Source organism: Calyptranema fuscum S582 (assembly GCF_055793305.1).
In genome coordinates, this window is the sequence record NZ_JBSLYH010000019.1 from 1 (window position 1) to 16,628 (window position 16,628).

The 16,628-nt window shown below is 48.3% G+C and carries 10 protein-coding genes; 8 read left to right on the top strand and 2 right to left on the bottom strand.

Annotated features, from left to right (window positions below):
- The coding region (locus ACR6Z4_RS14395; RefSeq protein WP_479717983.1) for a hybrid sensor histidine kinase/response regulator at window positions 1-938 on the top strand (938 nt) is incomplete at its 5' end.
- Here ACR6Z4_RS14395 and ACR6Z4_RS14400 read toward each other — a convergent pair.
- Together ACR6Z4_RS14400 and ACR6Z4_RS14405 are read right to left on the bottom strand one after the other, a co-directional pair.
- Window positions 929-2,437, bottom strand: a complete 1,509-nt coding sequence (locus tag ACR6Z4_RS14400; protein ID WP_479717984.1) for an argonaute/piwi family protein — start codon at window positions 2,435-2,437, stop codon at window positions 929-931. The two genes, ACR6Z4_RS14395 and ACR6Z4_RS14400, sit on opposite strands and share 10 nt — an antisense overlap.
- On the bottom strand, window positions 2,427-3,797 hold the full coding sequence (locus tag ACR6Z4_RS14405) for a DUF4365 domain-containing protein (protein WP_479717985.1): 1,371 nt from the start codon (window positions 3,795-3,797) through the stop codon (window positions 2,427-2,429). Before ACR6Z4_RS14405 ends, ACR6Z4_RS14400 begins: the two co-directional genes overlap by 11 nt.
- A gap of 248 nt (window positions 3,798-4,045) precedes the next feature.
- On the opposite strand from ACR6Z4_RS14405, the gene ACR6Z4_RS14410 reads away from it, so the two are divergent.
- From ACR6Z4_RS14410 to mads7, 7 genes are all read left to right on the top strand, one after another.
- The gene (locus ACR6Z4_RS14410) at window positions 4,046-4,540 is read left to right on the top strand and encodes a MerR family transcriptional regulator (RefSeq protein ID WP_479717986.1); all 495 of its coding nucleotides are present in this window, start codon (window positions 4,046-4,048) and stop codon (window positions 4,538-4,540) included.
- A 148-nt stretch (window positions 4,541-4,688) separates the two neighbouring features.
- Entirely contained in the window at window positions 4,689-5,084 is a 396-nt protein-coding gene (locus tag ACR6Z4_RS14415) for a helix-turn-helix domain-containing protein (RefSeq protein ID WP_479717987.1), read from the top strand.
- A gap of 38 nt (window positions 5,085-5,122) precedes the next feature.
- Window positions 5,123-7,264 carry a methylation-associated defense system DNA methyltransferase MAD2 gene (gene mads2, locus ACR6Z4_RS14420; RefSeq protein ID WP_479717988.1) on the top strand — a complete coding sequence of 714 codons (2,142 nt, stop codon included), beginning with the start codon at window positions 5,123-5,125 and terminating at the stop codon, window positions 7,262-7,264.
- Entirely contained in the window at window positions 7,261-9,294 is a 2,034-nt protein-coding gene (gene mads2, locus ACR6Z4_RS14425; protein ID WP_479717989.1) for a methylation-associated defense system DNA methyltransferase MAD2, read from the top strand. The genes mads2 (ACR6Z4_RS14420) and mads2 (ACR6Z4_RS14425) overlap by 4 nt, the downstream gene beginning before the upstream one ends.
- Complete coding sequence (gene mads5, locus ACR6Z4_RS14430) at window positions 9,291-10,700, top strand: methylation-associated defense system restriction endonuclease subunit S MAD5 (RefSeq protein ID WP_479717990.1); 1,410 nt, start codon at window positions 9,291-9,293, stop codon at window positions 10,698-10,700. The genes mads2 (ACR6Z4_RS14425) and mads5 overlap by 4 nt, the downstream gene beginning before the upstream one ends.
- Window positions 10,700-14,962, top strand: a complete 4,263-nt coding sequence (mads6, locus tag ACR6Z4_RS14435) for a methylation-associated defense system protein kinase MAD6 (RefSeq protein WP_479717991.1) — start codon at window positions 10,700-10,702, stop codon at window positions 14,960-14,962. The genes mads5 and mads6 overlap by 1 nt, the downstream gene beginning before the upstream one ends.
- Window positions 14,962-16,623 carry a methylation-associated defense system protein MAD7 gene (mads7, locus tag ACR6Z4_RS14440; RefSeq protein ID WP_479717992.1) on the top strand — a complete coding sequence of 554 codons (1,662 nt, stop codon included), beginning with the start codon at window positions 14,962-14,964 and terminating at the stop codon, window positions 16,621-16,623. The genes mads6 and mads7 overlap by 1 nt, the downstream gene beginning before the upstream one ends.
- Window positions 16,624-16,628 lie beyond the last annotated feature (5 nt).

Below are 16,628 nucleotides of genomic sequence, written 5' to 3' on the forward strand. Positions count from 1 at the left end.
CTGCCGACATAGATGGCTACGAAGTAACTCGACAAATTCGGAGGAACCCAGAGCTACCTTTTTTCCCAATTATGCTGGTAGCAGATCATAACCATTCCAATGTCGTTAAAGGATTAGCATTAGGCGCAAACGATGTCATCCGCCCAACGGTAAAAAAACGAGAGCTGTTTGCTAGGATTCTAGCAATGTTGCGATTGAAACACAGTATCGATGAACAAATCAGAATTAACCAGCAGCATGAAGAATTCATCGCCAGTTTGACTCATGATCTGCGAACCCCTCTTATTGCAGCGGATCATGTCCTACATTTACTCCGCCGAGGGGCTTTCGGAAGTACCCTGCCCAAAATGCGAGATTCTTTAGAGCAAGTAGTTCAAAGTAATCAAACTTTGTTAGAAATGATAGACACTCTTCTAGAAATCTATCAGTACGAAGCAGAGTGTAAAGATCTTTACTTTCACAATATTGACCTTTGGGAATTAAGTCGAGATGTCATTAGAGAACTTACTCCTCTAGCTGAAAATAAAAACTTGATCCTCAATCTGAGTTTAGTAGACAATACTGATCAAACTTCATTACAAGTAAAAGGCGATCGACTGGAACTTCGTCGTTTACTAACTAACTTGCTTGGTAATGCCATCCGCTATACCGATACTGGTTCAGTAGAGCTACGCCTGCAACGCTTGATTTGCAATTCTCCAAAGAATGATCTCATCGTGCTTGAAGTAGAAGATACAGGCATTGGCATAGCTCCAGAAGAACAAGAATTTTTATTTGAGCGATTTAGGCAAGGGAATCACCAACGTCGAGGTAATGGATTAGGGCTTTATCTATCGCGTCAAATTGTGGAAGCACATCATGGATCTATCGAAGTTGAATCTGAAGTTGGTAAAGGAACCAAATTTACAGTTAGATTTGACTTATCTAATCACATATAAAATCTATACCTTGGTTGCACAATTCCATCATCTGAAATATGTTTCATAATTTCTCCGACTGATTCCGAGAAAGAGATTGTGATCGGTGTTCCATCAGCATAAGAGCAGTTATTTACATTCATTTTCGTCAATGCTAAAACCTCGCGCAGTAAGTCTTTAGGAGCACTGCCGCCATAATGCTGAGTAATTTGCCAAGGATCAGGAACGTAAGAACCAGGATAGGTGTGGAGATATGGAATAAAGCCCATTGTATAGAGGAAGTGTTCACTATCCTCGATCGCAAAATAGGTTCCTCTAAGGGGAGGATAGTTTCCTTCGCGAAAAAGATGAATACCCGTTTGTCGGAGTGCTACTAAATCACTTTCACATCTTGGAAAAACTGACTCAATACCTTCATAAAATCCATCTAGCTCGTTGTATTCTCCATGAGTACTGCCCCAAAACTCAGAAGATTTATGAATCACAACTCTACGCGGTGGAACACCTGTAACTTTCATGTACTCATTCAGTGTTCTCTGAATCAATTGGCTAGCTCCTTCTTTAGTAAGATGGGGCGACATTCCTTGGGTCTTTTGATTCCATTTGAATGGATCACCTCTGAGTACTAAACCCTGTCCCAGGTAATCAAAAGCTTGAGCAATACTTGATCGCATTGTTAACTGATCATTAACATCTTGAGCCACGTAAAAACTAATACCGACATAGCAAACATCCTTATCCAGCATGGTAGGTCGCCACGGAATTCCACCTGCTTTGTAGTACTGAGCAGTACAGAAATTCCAGGCACGGGTTGCCTTATCCTGTAAATCTTTCCCCTTACCCGCTGCGGTTCTACGCTTGAGAAGTTGGATTGGCACACCCCATTTCATGGCTTCAGCTTTGATTGCCCGTCGAAAATTAAGATGAAAATTGCCAGAGATTCTAACAGAGTGTGCTTGGTCAGTAATCTCTGATGTCAGCGCAAGAATAATAATATCGGGTGAAGGATCAGTCGTCGCCAGATTTTCAATGTGTCCAGCAAATAAGGAAATTAATTGTCGGATGCAATGCGCTTTATCTTCAATACTCAAAATTCCTTGTAACTCCCGATGAGGAATCACGCGCTCCCATCGCTGGTTCATTTGAAAACAACATTTGAAGGGAGAGTCGCGGTTGAAGCCCACAAAATCAGGATCTAGGGTTTTTTCCAATCTGGTTCGCTCTGTAGATTCAGCAGCCTGATCAGGAAATAATGAGCTTACGTCAGAAGGGACAGGTTGCCCAATCTTTTTGAGGTTACTGCTTTCAATGGTGGAACCACATTGGTCAATCCATTCCTTAGCACTGGATATCGTGTCTAACGTACCAATAAACCCTAACTTGATTTCAGAAGGATGTAAGCCTGGAATGTTCTCACCAAATGGACCAGCTTCCGCTAAGCCAGTTTTACTACTCTCATGCTCAAAATATCCACCAAATTGAAGCTTCGGTTCTGACAGAAACTCTAGTTTAATATTCATCGTTACTATCCTCCTGAGAACCGATAAATAATTCATCAAGCAAGCTCAATTGACCAATATCTTGAAGTTCTTCATACACAGCCGGATCATTAGGGATTGCAAAATTGGCGATCCCTGAGAGTGGCTCTTTTTCAATCACCATCAAAGTTTTATAGTCTAGTTTTAATTCAATCATGGGCTGCTGTTGAGACAAAATATCAGCCCAGAAGAAAATGTGATTTAGAACTTGGATATTGTGTTCATTAGCCTTGATCCTGGTTGTATAGGGACCAACCTTATAACTATCCCAAGGAGTCTCACCATCACTGGTAAAGAAGTATTTTGGGATAATTTGCAAGAACCAGGAAGAACCGATCGGTTTGAAGGAAAGATTAACTGCTAAATGTCGCCAGAATTTGTTATTCCCATACTGGTAAAACTTAGCAACAATTCGAGCTGGAGCAGACCGACCCGTTCGGAGATTAAACCAGTTTTGACGAAATACAGTGTCGGTTTTGTTTTGTCGAGGAAAGTAGTTACGTCGAAAGTGAGGATTGTATCTCAATCCACAACGGCGCAGATGAATACCCAATAATTGATTTAATAGAAATGTGTAATTCTTCCGATCACCTTCATCCTGAAACCATTGATCTGCTGGCAACTCACTGATATAACGGGTGTCACAGAATTTTCTTAATGTACAGCGACTATCTTGTAGGTCAGAAAGTGTATATAACTGACCTGCATGAATACAAAAAGGCGGAACAAAACCCTCAATCTCTTCTCGGATCTGTTCAGTCGTCTTATATTGTGTTGGTGCATGAAAGATAACTTTGGGCAACTGTTTGATCAGCAGCAGGTTTGAATAAAGGCGCTCCCGTTCCTGGGTTGAAACTCTGGGTGGGCTAACACTGGCAATTTGACAAATTGAATCGTAGCAAGCAACAGTAAATTCCTCTGTTGCTTTTTCAAAGGCAATAGCCAATGGTGGTTTAAAGACATTGGGGCTGCTACGAACGTAGGACTTAATTTCCTTCCAATAAAGTTTGTCATCATCTGGATGATAAACAACAAAAATTACAGGGAAGGTGGCGTTGTACCAAAATTCCAGATCATTTCTATCAACGGCAACTTTGAATTTCGTAGCAGAGTTCTGCCGGATATAGCTTTTGCCCGATTTTGCTTGCACCTTGATAATGCCGCCAGTCGTTCGATACCCCTTGCCATCTTCCTTTGGGACAACCACCTCAATCTCGCCATCAATCCCAAAGTCATCCTTGGAGAGTTCCCGAAAAATACAGCGCATCTCGTGCACGACGTGGTTGATGCGATCGAGTCCCCGCCACTCTTGAAACTTAGACGGTAGGACAGTTTTAACCATTGAGTTGCCTCCTGATCAACTTTGCGTTGGGCTACGGTGTGAACGCAACTACTCTGAAACTGTGCCTAAGGGTGCCTAAAAGCTTTTGAGTAGTTCAAGTGTATAGCGGTTGATCGCAGTATAAGCTAACGTATTAATAAATGCCCAGGATCTAATACGTTAAATTTTTTAAACACCGAATTAATTTGACGTATGATGGCAGCAGTTTACTGTTCTGCCTCAAAACGTGTTTGCTAAGAAAGAGTGCTATGGCTGTAATGGAGGGGTTTACACGACAAGAAACGCTGGCTCTAACCGGAACCACGTCAAATCGCCTGCAATATCTCGACCGTACAGAACTGGTGGTGCCAGAGCGGTACGGTAATTCCAAGAAACCGACCGTCATTTATACCTGGGAGCAGGTTTTAGAGATCCGGGCAATCAAGAACCTGCGGCAGGAGGTGTCGCTTCAAACCATCCGAAAAATTATCGCCCTACTGGATGAAAGCGGCTTCGACAATAGCTTGAGGGATAAGAAAATCGTAGTAATCGACGATGAAGTGTATTGGGTGATGCCAGATTGGTCAGATATGCCGCGTGTTATGAAGGTCGCTGATAAGAGCGATCGCCAGCTAGGACAATACACGCTGATTGTGATTCCACCCCTAGCCAGTGTCGTTGAGGAGGTATGGCAGGCTGCCCAACAGTCCGAAGTGGTTGATTTTGAGAGCTTTCGGCAACGGGCTAAGGCTCAACCCGCTTAAGGTTTGTTACGAGGGCATCCCCCTAGAGCATCTGTCGCTAAAATCACCGCAGTCTAGGCTTCATCCCTCTTTCCTTTCGTTGTTCTTTCAGAGGACAATGAATATCAAAAGTGTTTAGCGTTATGCAACAGGTAACACCAGTGAAGACATGAACAAGTTTGGCGAAACCCTCAGACAACTTCGAGTTGCCCAGGACATGGGGTTGAGAGAAACCGCAAGTCGGGTAGGAATTTCGGCAGCTTACTTGAGCCGGATCGAACGGGGAAAGGAATCACCCCCCAAGCCGGAAATTATAAAGGATCTGGCACGAGTGTTGGCGGCTGATCCCGATGTGCTGTTCCGGTTAGCCTCGACGACAGACCCCGATGTGACATCAGTCTTGAGGGAAAAGCCAAAGGTGCTGGAACTGGTGCGGTTAGTGATGGCAAAAGGGCTTTCAGATGAACAGTTGAATCAGGTGTTGTCTTTTATTGAGCATGATTTCCCAAATTCCTCTTCCTTGGGCGATTTGCGGCAATGTTCGCCCTCTGGCACTCATTCTTAATGCCCACACAGCAGCTCATATAGTGAAATGGTAGGTTCATGAAAGGTCGGAAACGCGGAACAGGTCAATCGAAACAGACAGAGCAGTTGGCGCTTCTGGAACCCCAAAACGGGGTGGGGGACGCTGTTGCTCAGAATGGCAAGTCCGCCTTAAAAGATTCTGAGAACGGCTTTATTTCGAGTGACAGTACTTTAGAAGACGATGACTCTGGCGATGAAACCGCGATCGCCGATGGCTATATCCTGGACTTCATCAGTGGGGAGAAGCGGCTGAAGGAAACTCCTAAAGAACAGGTGCGGCAACGGATTGCGGTGGCAATTTGCCATGAATATGGGGTTGCCGTGGGCGACATGGAAGCGGATTTTGCCGTGAAGGTCGGCGGCAAGCGGCGTAAGAAGCTGGATATTGCCATTTTTAAGCAAGGGGCAAACCATCAGCCAGATACTATTACCCATGTGGTGGTCTGCCGTCCTGAGCCCAAGGTGGGAAAGAAGTCGGTTCGGGTACGGGATCACGAGCAAGCTTCCAAAGACCTCAAGGAACTGGAAGAAGTGATGGACGAGATCGAATCTTGCCAGCATGGGATGTGGACGAATGGATTGGAGTGTTTTTACCTAACGAAGAAGAAAGTAGGTGAAGCGGTTCATTTCGAGCCGATCGCCGATTGGGCACCGATCGATGTCCCGATTGAGCAGGAAAATGCGATCCCGATGGTGCAACTCCGTTATGCCGATGCTGAGATGCTGCGAACTGCTTTCCGGCGCTGCCACAACTTCATTCATGGCAATGAGGGATTACCCAAGGATGCTGCTTTCTGGCAGTTTCTCTACCTCATTTTCTGCAAAATGCACGATGAGCGATCGCCCAGAGAAGAACGGCGCTTTTGGGCAGGTCCCAGGGATCAGTTTGAGGAAGAAGGGCGCAAGGCAATTCGGACTCGGATTGTAGCGTTATTTGAAGAAGTTAAGCAAACTTACAAGAAACTATTCCGGGGTACAGAGGAAATTTCGTTGTCGGATCGTGCCCTGGCGTTTGTGGTGTCAGAACTGGGCAAGTTTGAGTTCACCCGAACAGAAATTGATGTCAAAGGGGCAGCGTATCAAGAACTGGTCGGAGCAAACCTGCGGGGCGATCGCGGTCAATATTTTACGCCCAGGGGGGTAACAAAGTTGGTGGCGCGAATGCTTGACCCGACGGAAGACGAGACGGTCTTTGATCCGGCATGTGGGACGGGTGGCTTTTTGGTAGCAGCGTTAGATCATGTGTTCCGCAAGATCAAGCACAAGCCGACACAAGCCGAGGAAATTGAGTCTTCTGAGGAGTTTGCCCACTACTACACCAAGTTTCGCAGCTATGTTCGCACGAAGGTATTTGGGGCAGAGTTTGACCAATTTTTGGTGCGAACTGCCCAGATGAACCTGGCAATGGCAAGCAACGAGCACGGCAATTTGTTTAATATCAACTCGCTAGAGTTCCCGGCTGGGGCAATGGCGGATGTTAAAGATGCCGTGGATAAGGTGAAGTTAGGCAGTATTGATGTGTTGATGACCAATCCTCCCTTTGGGGCGGATATTCCGATTACCGATCCAAAAATCTTAAAGCAGTATGACCTGGCGCATATTTGGGCGCGGCAGAGTGATGGCAGCTTTCAAATGACGGACAAGATTCAAAACAGTGTGGCACCGGAGATTTTGTTTATTGAACGGTGTGTGCAGTGGTTGAAGCCGGGAACAGGGCGGATGGGAATTGTCCTGCCGGATGGAATTTTGGGGAATCCTGGAGCAGAGTACATTCGCTGGTGGATTTTGCGAGAAACGCAGGTATTAGCCAGCATTGACCTGCCTGTGGAGATCTTCATTGTGGATGCCAATGTCAATATTTTGACCAGTTTGCTGTTTTTACGGCGGAAGGCTCCCGATGAGAAAAAACAGCCAGAGAAACCCTATGCCGTTTTTATGGCGGTTGCTGAAAAAGTAGGTTTTGATCGAAGGGGCAACAAGCTATACAAGCGGAAGCCATCGGGTGAGGAGATCTTTGTCTCAAGGCAAGTTCCGGTACAGGTTAGGGTGGGCGATCGTACGATGACCCGCAAGCTACCGATTCAGGAAAAAGAATTAGACGATGATTTGCCCATCATTGGCGATAAATATGAAGATTTCCGTCGGGAGCAGCAGCGATGACTGATTTTGAAGATGAGGATCTAATTCCAGGTGAGGAGGAGTCTCCAGAAGAGGACTCTGAGGGGCTGAACGATTTTCTAATCGATATCCTCACCGGGGATCAGATTCGGGTTACACCCAAGAATCAGTTAGTGCAGAAGGTTCTGAGACAACTGATTGAAAGCTACGGCTTCGATCGCGCTGACCTGGAGGTAAACTACAACCCTCGGTTGGCGGGTAGACGCAACCGCAAAGTAGACATTGCGATCTTTCGCCCCGGTACTGCCCACACCAACGAAAACCTACAGCGAATCGTTCTCTGCCAAACCCAACGCCAGCGGGATAAATTGCGCTCTCTGGCAGAAGCAGAGGCAGACTTGAACAAGCTGAAGGAATTAATGGAAGACTTGCCAGACTGCCGATTTGGCATCTGGACGAATGGCTTTGAGGAATTTTATCTTCAGGCAGTTCACGATCGATTTGAGGTGCGCTTTATTCCGTTGGGGGTGCTGCCTGCGCCTGGTGAGGAAACGGAAGCTGCCGATCGCACGGGTGGACCCATCCAGGTGGCAGCAGAGGCAGAAGATCTCCAAGCCGCCCTGGAACGGTGCTATCGATTTTTGAACCGAAACCTGGGGTTGGATCACAAGGATACCTTCAAGCAGTTGGCGGTGTTACTGCTGGCAAAGCTCTATGATGAAACCGCTCCTTTGAACGATCGCCGTTTTTGGGTTCGGGGGGATGAACCTTTTACAGCACTAGGACAAGCCGAGATTGAACGACGCATTCAGGGCTGTTTGCAAGATGCAATGCCCTGGCAACCGGGAATGTTGTCGCGGGGCTGGAATTTAGACCTGGCAGCAGACCAGACCGCGCAGATTGTGAAGGAGTTAGCCAAATATTCCTTTGCTCAAACCCACCCCCTCGATCTCACCGTTGCCTATCGCGCGATCGTGCGAATGGTGATGGATGGTAAAGAAGGTCGCTATCCCACACCATTGAACGTGGCACGGATGGCGGTTGAAATGCTGGAACCGAAACCAGAGGATCGGGTGCTGGACTGTGCCTGTGGGACGGGAACCTTTCTGGCAATGACCGCTGTGCATTTGTATGACCAATTTTTAGCGGAAGCAGGCACCAATCGGGAAGAGGCGACGGCTGACCAACGACTGACAGCACAGGCACAAACCGCAGAGTGGGCAAGACAAAATGCTTTTGGCTGCGAACTTGACCCCTTTTTAGCAGTGACTACCCGGCTGAATTTACTGTTAACGGCGGGACATCCAGGACGAATCTTTCGATTGGATTCTCGCACCTTTCCCGATGGAGATTTGGATGGGGTAACGGATGGCAGTCGGGCAGTTCCGCTAGGCACGCTGGATATTGTGATTCTGAACCCCTGGTTCTCGACTCAGCCGCAGGATACCGTTACCGATACCACGATTTTGCAGCGGTATGACCTGGGCAAAGTGTGGGAACGCACGGAGGAAGGGGGCTACCGCAATCGAGGCGACTTGAGCAGCGGCATTCCCCCAGAGGTTCTGTTCTTGGAACGGGCGCTGGACTGGGTGAAACCAGGCACGGGACGAGTTGGGATTTTGCTTCCCAATGGTCTGCTCGGAAATCCAGGGGATGAATATATTCGCTGGTGGATTTTGCGTCATTGCGAGGTGATCGCCAGTGTGGAACTGCCATTGGAACCTTTTAAGGTGACGGTCAACCAGTACCGTCTATCTCCGGCGTTGCCCAGCTTCTTGATTTTGCGGCGACGGGATCAGGAGGAACTGATGCAGCTTGATTACCCAGAGTACGACGTGTTTATGGCAGTTGCCCAAAAAGGTGGAGTCGATTCGCGAGGTAAGCAGGTGTATCGAAGATCGCCCACTGGCGAAGAACTGATTGTGGAAGAAGAGGTAGTGGAACGGGTACGGATCGGCGAGCAAATCAATATCCGGCGGGTGTTGCGAAAGTTCAAGCAGATTCATGATGAGTTGCCTGACGTAGCCGAGAGGTACAAGCACTTCACCCGCACGGGAGGGCTTGACCTATGAAGGTAAAAGTCGTTCCAAGTACTTGGTTGGGACAAGAAGGGCGACGGCTCGATTCCAGTCCCTATTTGTCTGGAGCAATGGAAGCAAAAGTCGCGCTAGAAAATCTTGCCGTTCCTAAAATGCCGTTACATGAAGTGACGGAAGGTGGATTAGCGGGAATTTTTCATGCCGGACGCTCAGGACGCGAATATGTCAATAATGCAGATTACGGTGTGCCATTTCTGGGAAGCATTGATATTCTTGCGGCTGATCTCTCCTACTTGCCTTTGCTATCGAAAAGACAAATTGCGAGAAGTCCTGGTTTCTTGATTCAAGAAGGTTGGACTCTGATCACTCGCTCTGGAACAATCGGGCGTATGGCGTATGTCCGCCCAGACATGGCAGGAATGGCTTGCTCTGAACATGCAATGCGAGTCAAGCCCGATACTGACAAAATTCCGTCGGGCTATCTGTTTGCCTATCTTCGCAGCAGTTATGGTGTGCCCCTGGTGGTGTTTGGAACCTATGGGGCGATCGTTCAGCACATCGAACCCCACCACATTGCCAACCTGCCCGTTCCCCGGTTGGGCGACACTCTTGAAGCACAAGTCCACCAAAAAGTAGTCGAAGCCGCTCAACTGCGAAGTGAGTATCAATATCAAGTTCGCCAAGCCACCCAACTACTCTTTGCTGCCGTTGGATTAACAGACATCACTCCTGCACAATGGCACGCACTTGGTACAGACTTAGGATTTACTCAGAAAATTACTTCTCCTGAATCTTTACGGGCATTAAATTTCAATCCCAGATTTCAAAGTCTAGTTGCTGAATTAGCTTCAGTTAATCACGAACTCTTAGGTGATATTTGTGCAAATGGAGAGTTGCGAAGCGGATTACGATTCAGACGGATTGACTGTGAACCAGCATACGGAGTAAAGCTTATTGGACAAAAAGAACTTTTCTGGTTACAGCCCGAAGGTCGCTGGATTTCATCTGCATTTGCACCACCAGATATTTTTGTAGAAGATGAAACCATTTTGCTTGCCTCTCAAGGAACTTTAGGAGAAAGTGAAGTCTTTTGTAGAGGAGAGTTAATTACAGGAGAGTGGACGAAATACGCTTATAGTCAGCATTTATTGCGTGTGCGTTCTGGATTACCTGATATCTCTGGTGCATTCTTGTTTGCATTCTTACGTTCAGAAACAGTTTTTCGCTGTCTCCGTTCTATGAGCAGAGGTAGTAAATTACAAGACTTTCACCGAGATATTCTTGCTCGTTTACCTGTTCCTATCCCTTCAATGTCAGAACGAGAAGAAATTGAAAACCTTATTCGTAATGCTTACCAAGTACGACATCAAGCACTGATTTTAGAAGAAGAAGCGATTAAAGATGTTGAAGATGCTATTCATCAGGAGGCAGCAACCTGATGGCGCGAATTGTTCCCATTGGTCAGCCAGTCAACGACTCTGAGCGAAAGGCGATCGCCTACTTGCGCGATCATCTGCCCAGCACATTCACCGTTCTGCACAACTTTGAAATTACCCAGGGCGCAGAAATCTTTGAAATTGATCTGGCGGTGCTGGCTCCCCACTGCGTCTTTGTCGTGGATGTCAAAGGCATCAAGGGACAAATCGACATCTATGGCAACAAATGGTATCCCGATGGTCGCCAGCCTTACTTTTCGCCCCTGGCAAAGCTGCGGCAACACGCCAAAATCGTCAAAGCCCTGATTCAATACGCCTTTCCTTCCCGGTCTGACCTGCGGAACATTCATGTCCACGCCGCCATCCTCATGACCGAACCCAACGCCCATGTGATCGACTACAGTGGGCGCGATGGCGATGACATCACCTACCTCAACAACAAGTGCGTCACCTACTTCAAAGACAAATCTCACATCCCCAGTTCTCGCTCCGACAATATTCAATCCCTGCTCTCCACCATTGAAAGTGCCATCAAAGGCAAAGCCAAAGCCATCACTGCCCCACCCTGCTACGGCAACTGGCAAGTAGAAGACCGTCTTGGTGGTGGCGATCGCTACACGGAATACCGCGCCAAACATATCTTTGTCGGCAAACGCGGCGGCACAGCACGGCTCCGCATCTACCAGGTCGATCCCTACCAGGACACCACCATCCGAGAAGCTGAACGGCTCCGCATCAGCAACGCTTATCGGGCAGTCGTCAAGATGCCCAGCCATCAAAACATCGTCACCGTTAAAGACTTCTTCCCCACCGAAGAGGGCGATCGTTTCATCCTGGTGACAGAAGATGTCCCTAGTCAGGTGCTACGCCAACACATCAAAAAAGCTTCCCTCGCCCTCACCTTCGATCAAAAAGTTGGCATCCTGCGAGACGTACTCGTTGCCCTGGATCATGCCCATAAGTACGAAGTTATCCACCGCAACCTCACCCCCGATGCCATCTTGGTCAGCCCCGACGGACACGCCCGCCTCACTGCCTTTGACTATGCCCGTGTTGGTAAAAACCGCACCAGCACCGTCGCCGGAATGATTGTCGATGACCTTGACCCGCTCTATCAGGCTCCAGAGTGCGATCGAGACCCCACCCAAGCCAGCATCGCCTCAGACCTGTTTTCGGCTGGATTGGTCTTCTACGAACTGATAGCAGGAGAACCACCCTTCGAGAGTATGGATCAACTGATCGAGCAGGATGCCATCTTCCCGATCAAACTCTCCGAACACAAAGCCGATCTGCCAGCCGGACTGGATGACTGGCTACAAAAACTCTGCGCGATCGATGCCGAAGACCGCTTTCCCAGTGCTGCCGTTGCTCTGCACGAATTATCCCTGGTGATCACCTCTGCCACTCCCACCCCAACCCAAGCCGCTGCCTCAGAAGCCAACGCTACCCCCATCGCCACTGAAGATCTGAAAAATCTGCCCAAAGAACACGAACTCGATGGGCGGTTTCGGATTCAGGAGAAACTTGGACAGGGACGCTTTGGAGTCGTCTATCGGGTGTTTGATCCAACAGGAGATATCACCTTAGTTCTCAAGCTCATTCTTCACGACAAAATATCGGCATGGGAAAGGCTGAGACGAGAGTACGCTACGCTTCACAAAGTACCGCCCCATCCGAATGTCGTTGAAGTCTATTGGGCAGATAAACTATCTGACGGCACCCCCTACATCGCCTTTAAGTTTGTTAAGGGACAAAATATTGAAACCCTACTGGACAAAGATGCGCTGGCGCTAGAAGATGCCATGACGATCGCCCGCCAAACCGTAGCCGGGTTGGTGCATCTCCATAAACACAACGTCTACCACCAGGACATCAAACCCTCGAACCTGCTATGGACCGATGAAGGAGTCCGCATCATCGACTTCAACGTTGCCGAATCTGACCTGGAAGATGATTTAGGCATTGGAGGTACGCGCCGTTATTTCCCCCCCGACCTCGACTTCAGCTTTGAACTCACTCAGGCAGACAAGATCGATCGAGATCTCTATGCTTTGGGCATCACCTTTTATCAGTGTGTTACGGGGCAATATCCCTTCGAGGAACACGAACCACCCAAACGGAAACGAGCCAACGACCCAAAAGCCGCACCAAATTGCGAAGACCTCAACCCCGATCTGGTAGACCTGCTGCTGAAAACCATTGCCCCTACCAGAGCCGAACGATTTACCTCGGCTGAATCTTTGCTACAAGCACTTCAAGCGATCAAAACGCTGCGGCTTCCCAAGGTTCGTCCCCAAACGACCTCAACTGAGACCTTATTGCCCTTACCTGCTGGTGTCTCAACCGATAAGCCCAATTTCAATCCCTTTGTCAGTCACCTACTTACGGTCTACAGCCAGAGCCAACAAACCAACAGTGGAACGCGCGGCTTAGATGCGATCGGGGAAGCCCTCTACATCCCCACCTTGCTAGACGACCAGCTTATGACCGCTGTGTTGAATGGTGAATTTCGGCTTGTGATCATTTCCGGCAATGCGGGCGATGGCAAAACCGCCTTTATTCAGCAGCTAGAAAAGCACGCTGAACGAGAAGCAGCTCACCTCACTCGCGGACAAAATGGGGCAACCTTTGAGCTAAATGGACGTACCTTCATCACCAACTACGACGGTAGCCAGGACGAGGGCGATCGCGTTAACGATGAGGTGCTGCTAGAGTTCTTCAACCCATTCCAGGGCAATGACCAATCCTGGACAACCGATCAGACCCGGTTAATTGCCATCAATGAAGGTCGTCTGATTGATTTCCTCACTGACCACGAAACCCAGTTTTCTCGCTTGATGGCGATCGTGCGGAATGGACTGCAAGGCTCTGACCCCAGTAACGGAGTCGCCGTCATTAACCTCAACCTTCGATCTGTTGTTGCAGATCCCTTCTCCGGTGCTGAAACTGACGAAATTCACGCCATTATTACTGACCCACCCTTTAACGATGCATCTATCTTTAGTCGTTTAACCCACCGTATGACCGAAGAGCGGTTCTGGCAAGCCTGCCAAAGCTGCGACCTGAGAGATCAGTGCTACATTCACCACAACGCCCGTACCTTCATTGACCCAACCGCAGGTCCCAAAGTAATCGAACGGCTCAAACAGCTTTACACCCTGACTCATCTACGCGGACGCTTACACATTACCCTACGAGATCTGCGATCGGCGTCGGCATTCATGCTAGTGGGTACACGAGACTGCGATCGCGTCCATGAGCTTTACCGCACTGGCACCCCCAAAGCGGTACAGGAAATTCTCGACGGATTCTACTTCAATTCCTGGCTGGGAGGAATTCAGGGTTCAAAAGACCGCTTAATTTCTCTGCTCCGGCAAATTGATATTGGTGAGACAGGCAGCCCAGACCTCGATCGCAGTTTTGCCTTCCTGCAACCCGACGCTGGTGAAATGGGGCGCTTTACCTTCCCAGAACGGGGACGCTATGACGACGAGCTACTCAAAAAGGCGTTCGAGGAATTACCGCGAGACTATTCCGACAGCAACAGTTTGCATCGGGTTCAGTCCTACCGAAACTATGTCGCCATGCTACGTCGCCGCCATTATTTTGAACGGCGGGATGACGATTGGCAGAGCATGTTACCCTACCGCAGCGCCAGAATGTTTCTGGAACTAATCCAAGGCACAAAAAATTTATCAGATGAAGTTCCAACCTTACTTGCTGCCATTAATCGAGGTGAGGGGCTGAAAAATCCAGCACGCTTAGGCGCTCGATTAGCCCTGCGAGTTCGACAAGTCGAAAAAGCAACCCTCAACAGCTATCGACTCTTCAACGCTCAGGCATTCTCCCTCATTCGTCCAGCAGTTAATTCTCGCTTTATTGAATACCTGCCACAGACTCTCATCCTTCAATATGACCCTTCCCCTGAGCAAACGATTGGGCAACAAAATACCCAACAGCCAAAACTAATGCTCAACCTTGACATTTACGAGATGCTGGATCGCCTAAAGAATGGTTACCGTCCCAGCGTTGAAGAGCTACAGGGTTTCTACCAGAGCCTAGTCGTGTTTAAAAATGTTCTCTCCTCTGCGCCCTATCAAGAAGTGTTGCTGACAGATAACGAATTTGAATTTTACCGAATCCAGCGAGAGCCAAGTGGCAAGCTGCGAATGGAGCAGATTCAGCCTGGAACAACAGAGTTTACAAGTCCTGATCACCCTTCCACAGCAGATAACCAAGATGGAAGCATAGGAGGGAATGAGTAATGGTAATTCAAGGACGGGACAAGGAATTTCGCATTCCCAAAGTAACCTATGTCGATCACACCCACATTGAAATCGATCGCGTACTGACCCTTTTGTTTCCCCGCCTTCGGTTTGATGGTCATGGTAGCCGTCGTCCGCCTCGCAAAGCCGACTTATCATTAGAGGAATTCACTAAGGAATTTCTTGAACATCCAGAATGGTTTGATGGCTTCGCACAACATCCTGATATTGTGCGGAAATGGATTGAAACTGACCTGATGGATTTGGTAAATCGGGGGAGACCCAATCAGGCGATCGCCTCTCCCCGTCCCCTACATGGCAACACCTATAAGTTTCGTAATGCCAAACACACGCGAGATTATGGTGCCGCCGATCAGCTTTATTGGATGCTCTATTACGCTAGACGGGGACGTGGGCAAACTGTCCGAGATGCCCTTAAACGGTTCTTCTTTCTTGGCATTGATCTAAACACGGATCGCTACAACCCACAAATTACTGTTGATGTAGAGACACAAGCACTCTTGAGGTTGGATCAGCAGGTCACTGGAGACATGCGAGATTCCAGAACACCCACTCGCTTTTCACCCCTCTGCATTGGACAGGCTGACTTCCTGGCAGATGATATCCGTCGCCTTCTGGTTTACGAAAAACACATCCCGCGATCAGTGCTGGTAGATTATCTGAAAACCTTATTAGCATTTCATCTAGCACTCTACCATTTACGTCTCCTCAAACTGCTTCCAGCACTAGTCCGTCAGCGCAGTGATGATGCAATTTGTGTCAAATGTCCGGTTGACCCTGACCAAACCTTACCCCACGGTAACTGTCCACACCGCGTGGGACTAGTTGTAGACATGGGCGATCCAACTAACACCCACATGACAGAACTCGCCTGCCGAAGTGCGGATGTTCACTACCGCCGCATCGCCAAATATGTTGAAGCCCAATACATTACTAAGAAGCTAGATGAATTTGCCGACTACCTGACAAGCAAACTCGGCAAGTTAGCGTTGCCTGCTGCTGGTTACTTTTCTGTGGGACAGATACTTCAATTTTTAGAACCTAAACATGCGATCGAGCGAGGAGCTTATTTTAAGGCACGGTTGGCAAGTCTAGTCGAAGAAACACAATCTGGTAAATCAGAGGAGATTGATCCAGAGATCCGACACGTTCTTGATATGGGGCTGGATGACTTTGACACCTACATCGAAATTCTGGTTGCCCTCCGGGGTAAATTCCACCGGGAGCGAATTACCAAGTGTTTGGATTCCTTCCTGATGAAAAATAGCGATTCTGGATTACTCGCCCAGGCACGAGCTAAGAAAAGCCCTCGTTATTTCTCAATGGGTAGCCGGTTGCTGGAAGTTCTCTTACAAATTGCCGTTCTCACACCCCAGGGAAGCTCATTCAAAACGCGCGAAATTCGCATTGAAGAATTGCTTCAGTTCTTAAGAGAACGCTATGGCATCTACATTGACCAGCTCCCTACCTATGACGGGTTTGATCACACCAGTATTCTGGATCGACAAGCTTTACGCCACAATGTGGAAGCTTTCAAGACTCGATTGCGAGAGATCGGTTTCTTTCAGGATCTATCAGATGCTTACATTACTCAAACTGTAACTCCCCGTTACACCATCACCCCTGAAGCACGGCGTTAGCCCAC

Coding starts and splice junctions, on each gene's coding strand:
- ACR6Z4_RS14400 (WP_479717984.1), bottom strand. CDS start 2,437: ATGAATATTAAACTAGAGTTTCTGTCAGAACCGAAGCTTCAATTTGGT.
- ACR6Z4_RS14405 (WP_479717985.1), bottom strand. CDS start 3,797: ATGGTTAAAACTGTCCTACCGTCTAAGTTTCAAGAGTGGCGGGGACTC.
- ACR6Z4_RS14410 (WP_479717986.1), top strand. CDS start 4,046: ATGGCTGTAATGGAGGGGTTTACACGACAAGAAACGCTGGCTCTAACC.
- ACR6Z4_RS14415 (WP_479717987.1), top strand. CDS start 4,689: ATGAACAAGTTTGGCGAAACCCTCAGACAACTTCGAGTTGCCCAGGAC.
- mads2 (WP_479717988.1), top strand. CDS start 5,123: ATGAAAGGTCGGAAACGCGGAACAGGTCAATCGAAACAGACAGAGCAG.
- mads2 (WP_479717989.1), top strand. CDS start 7,261: ATGACTGATTTTGAAGATGAGGATCTAATTCCAGGTGAGGAGGAGTCT.
- mads5 (WP_479717990.1), top strand. CDS start 9,291: ATGAAGGTAAAAGTCGTTCCAAGTACTTGGTTGGGACAAGAAGGGCGA.
- mads6 (WP_479717991.1), top strand. CDS start 10,700: ATGGCGCGAATTGTTCCCATTGGTCAGCCAGTCAACGACTCTGAGCGA.
- mads7 (WP_479717992.1), top strand. CDS start 14,962: ATGGTAATTCAAGGACGGGACAAGGAATTTCGCATTCCCAAAGTAACC.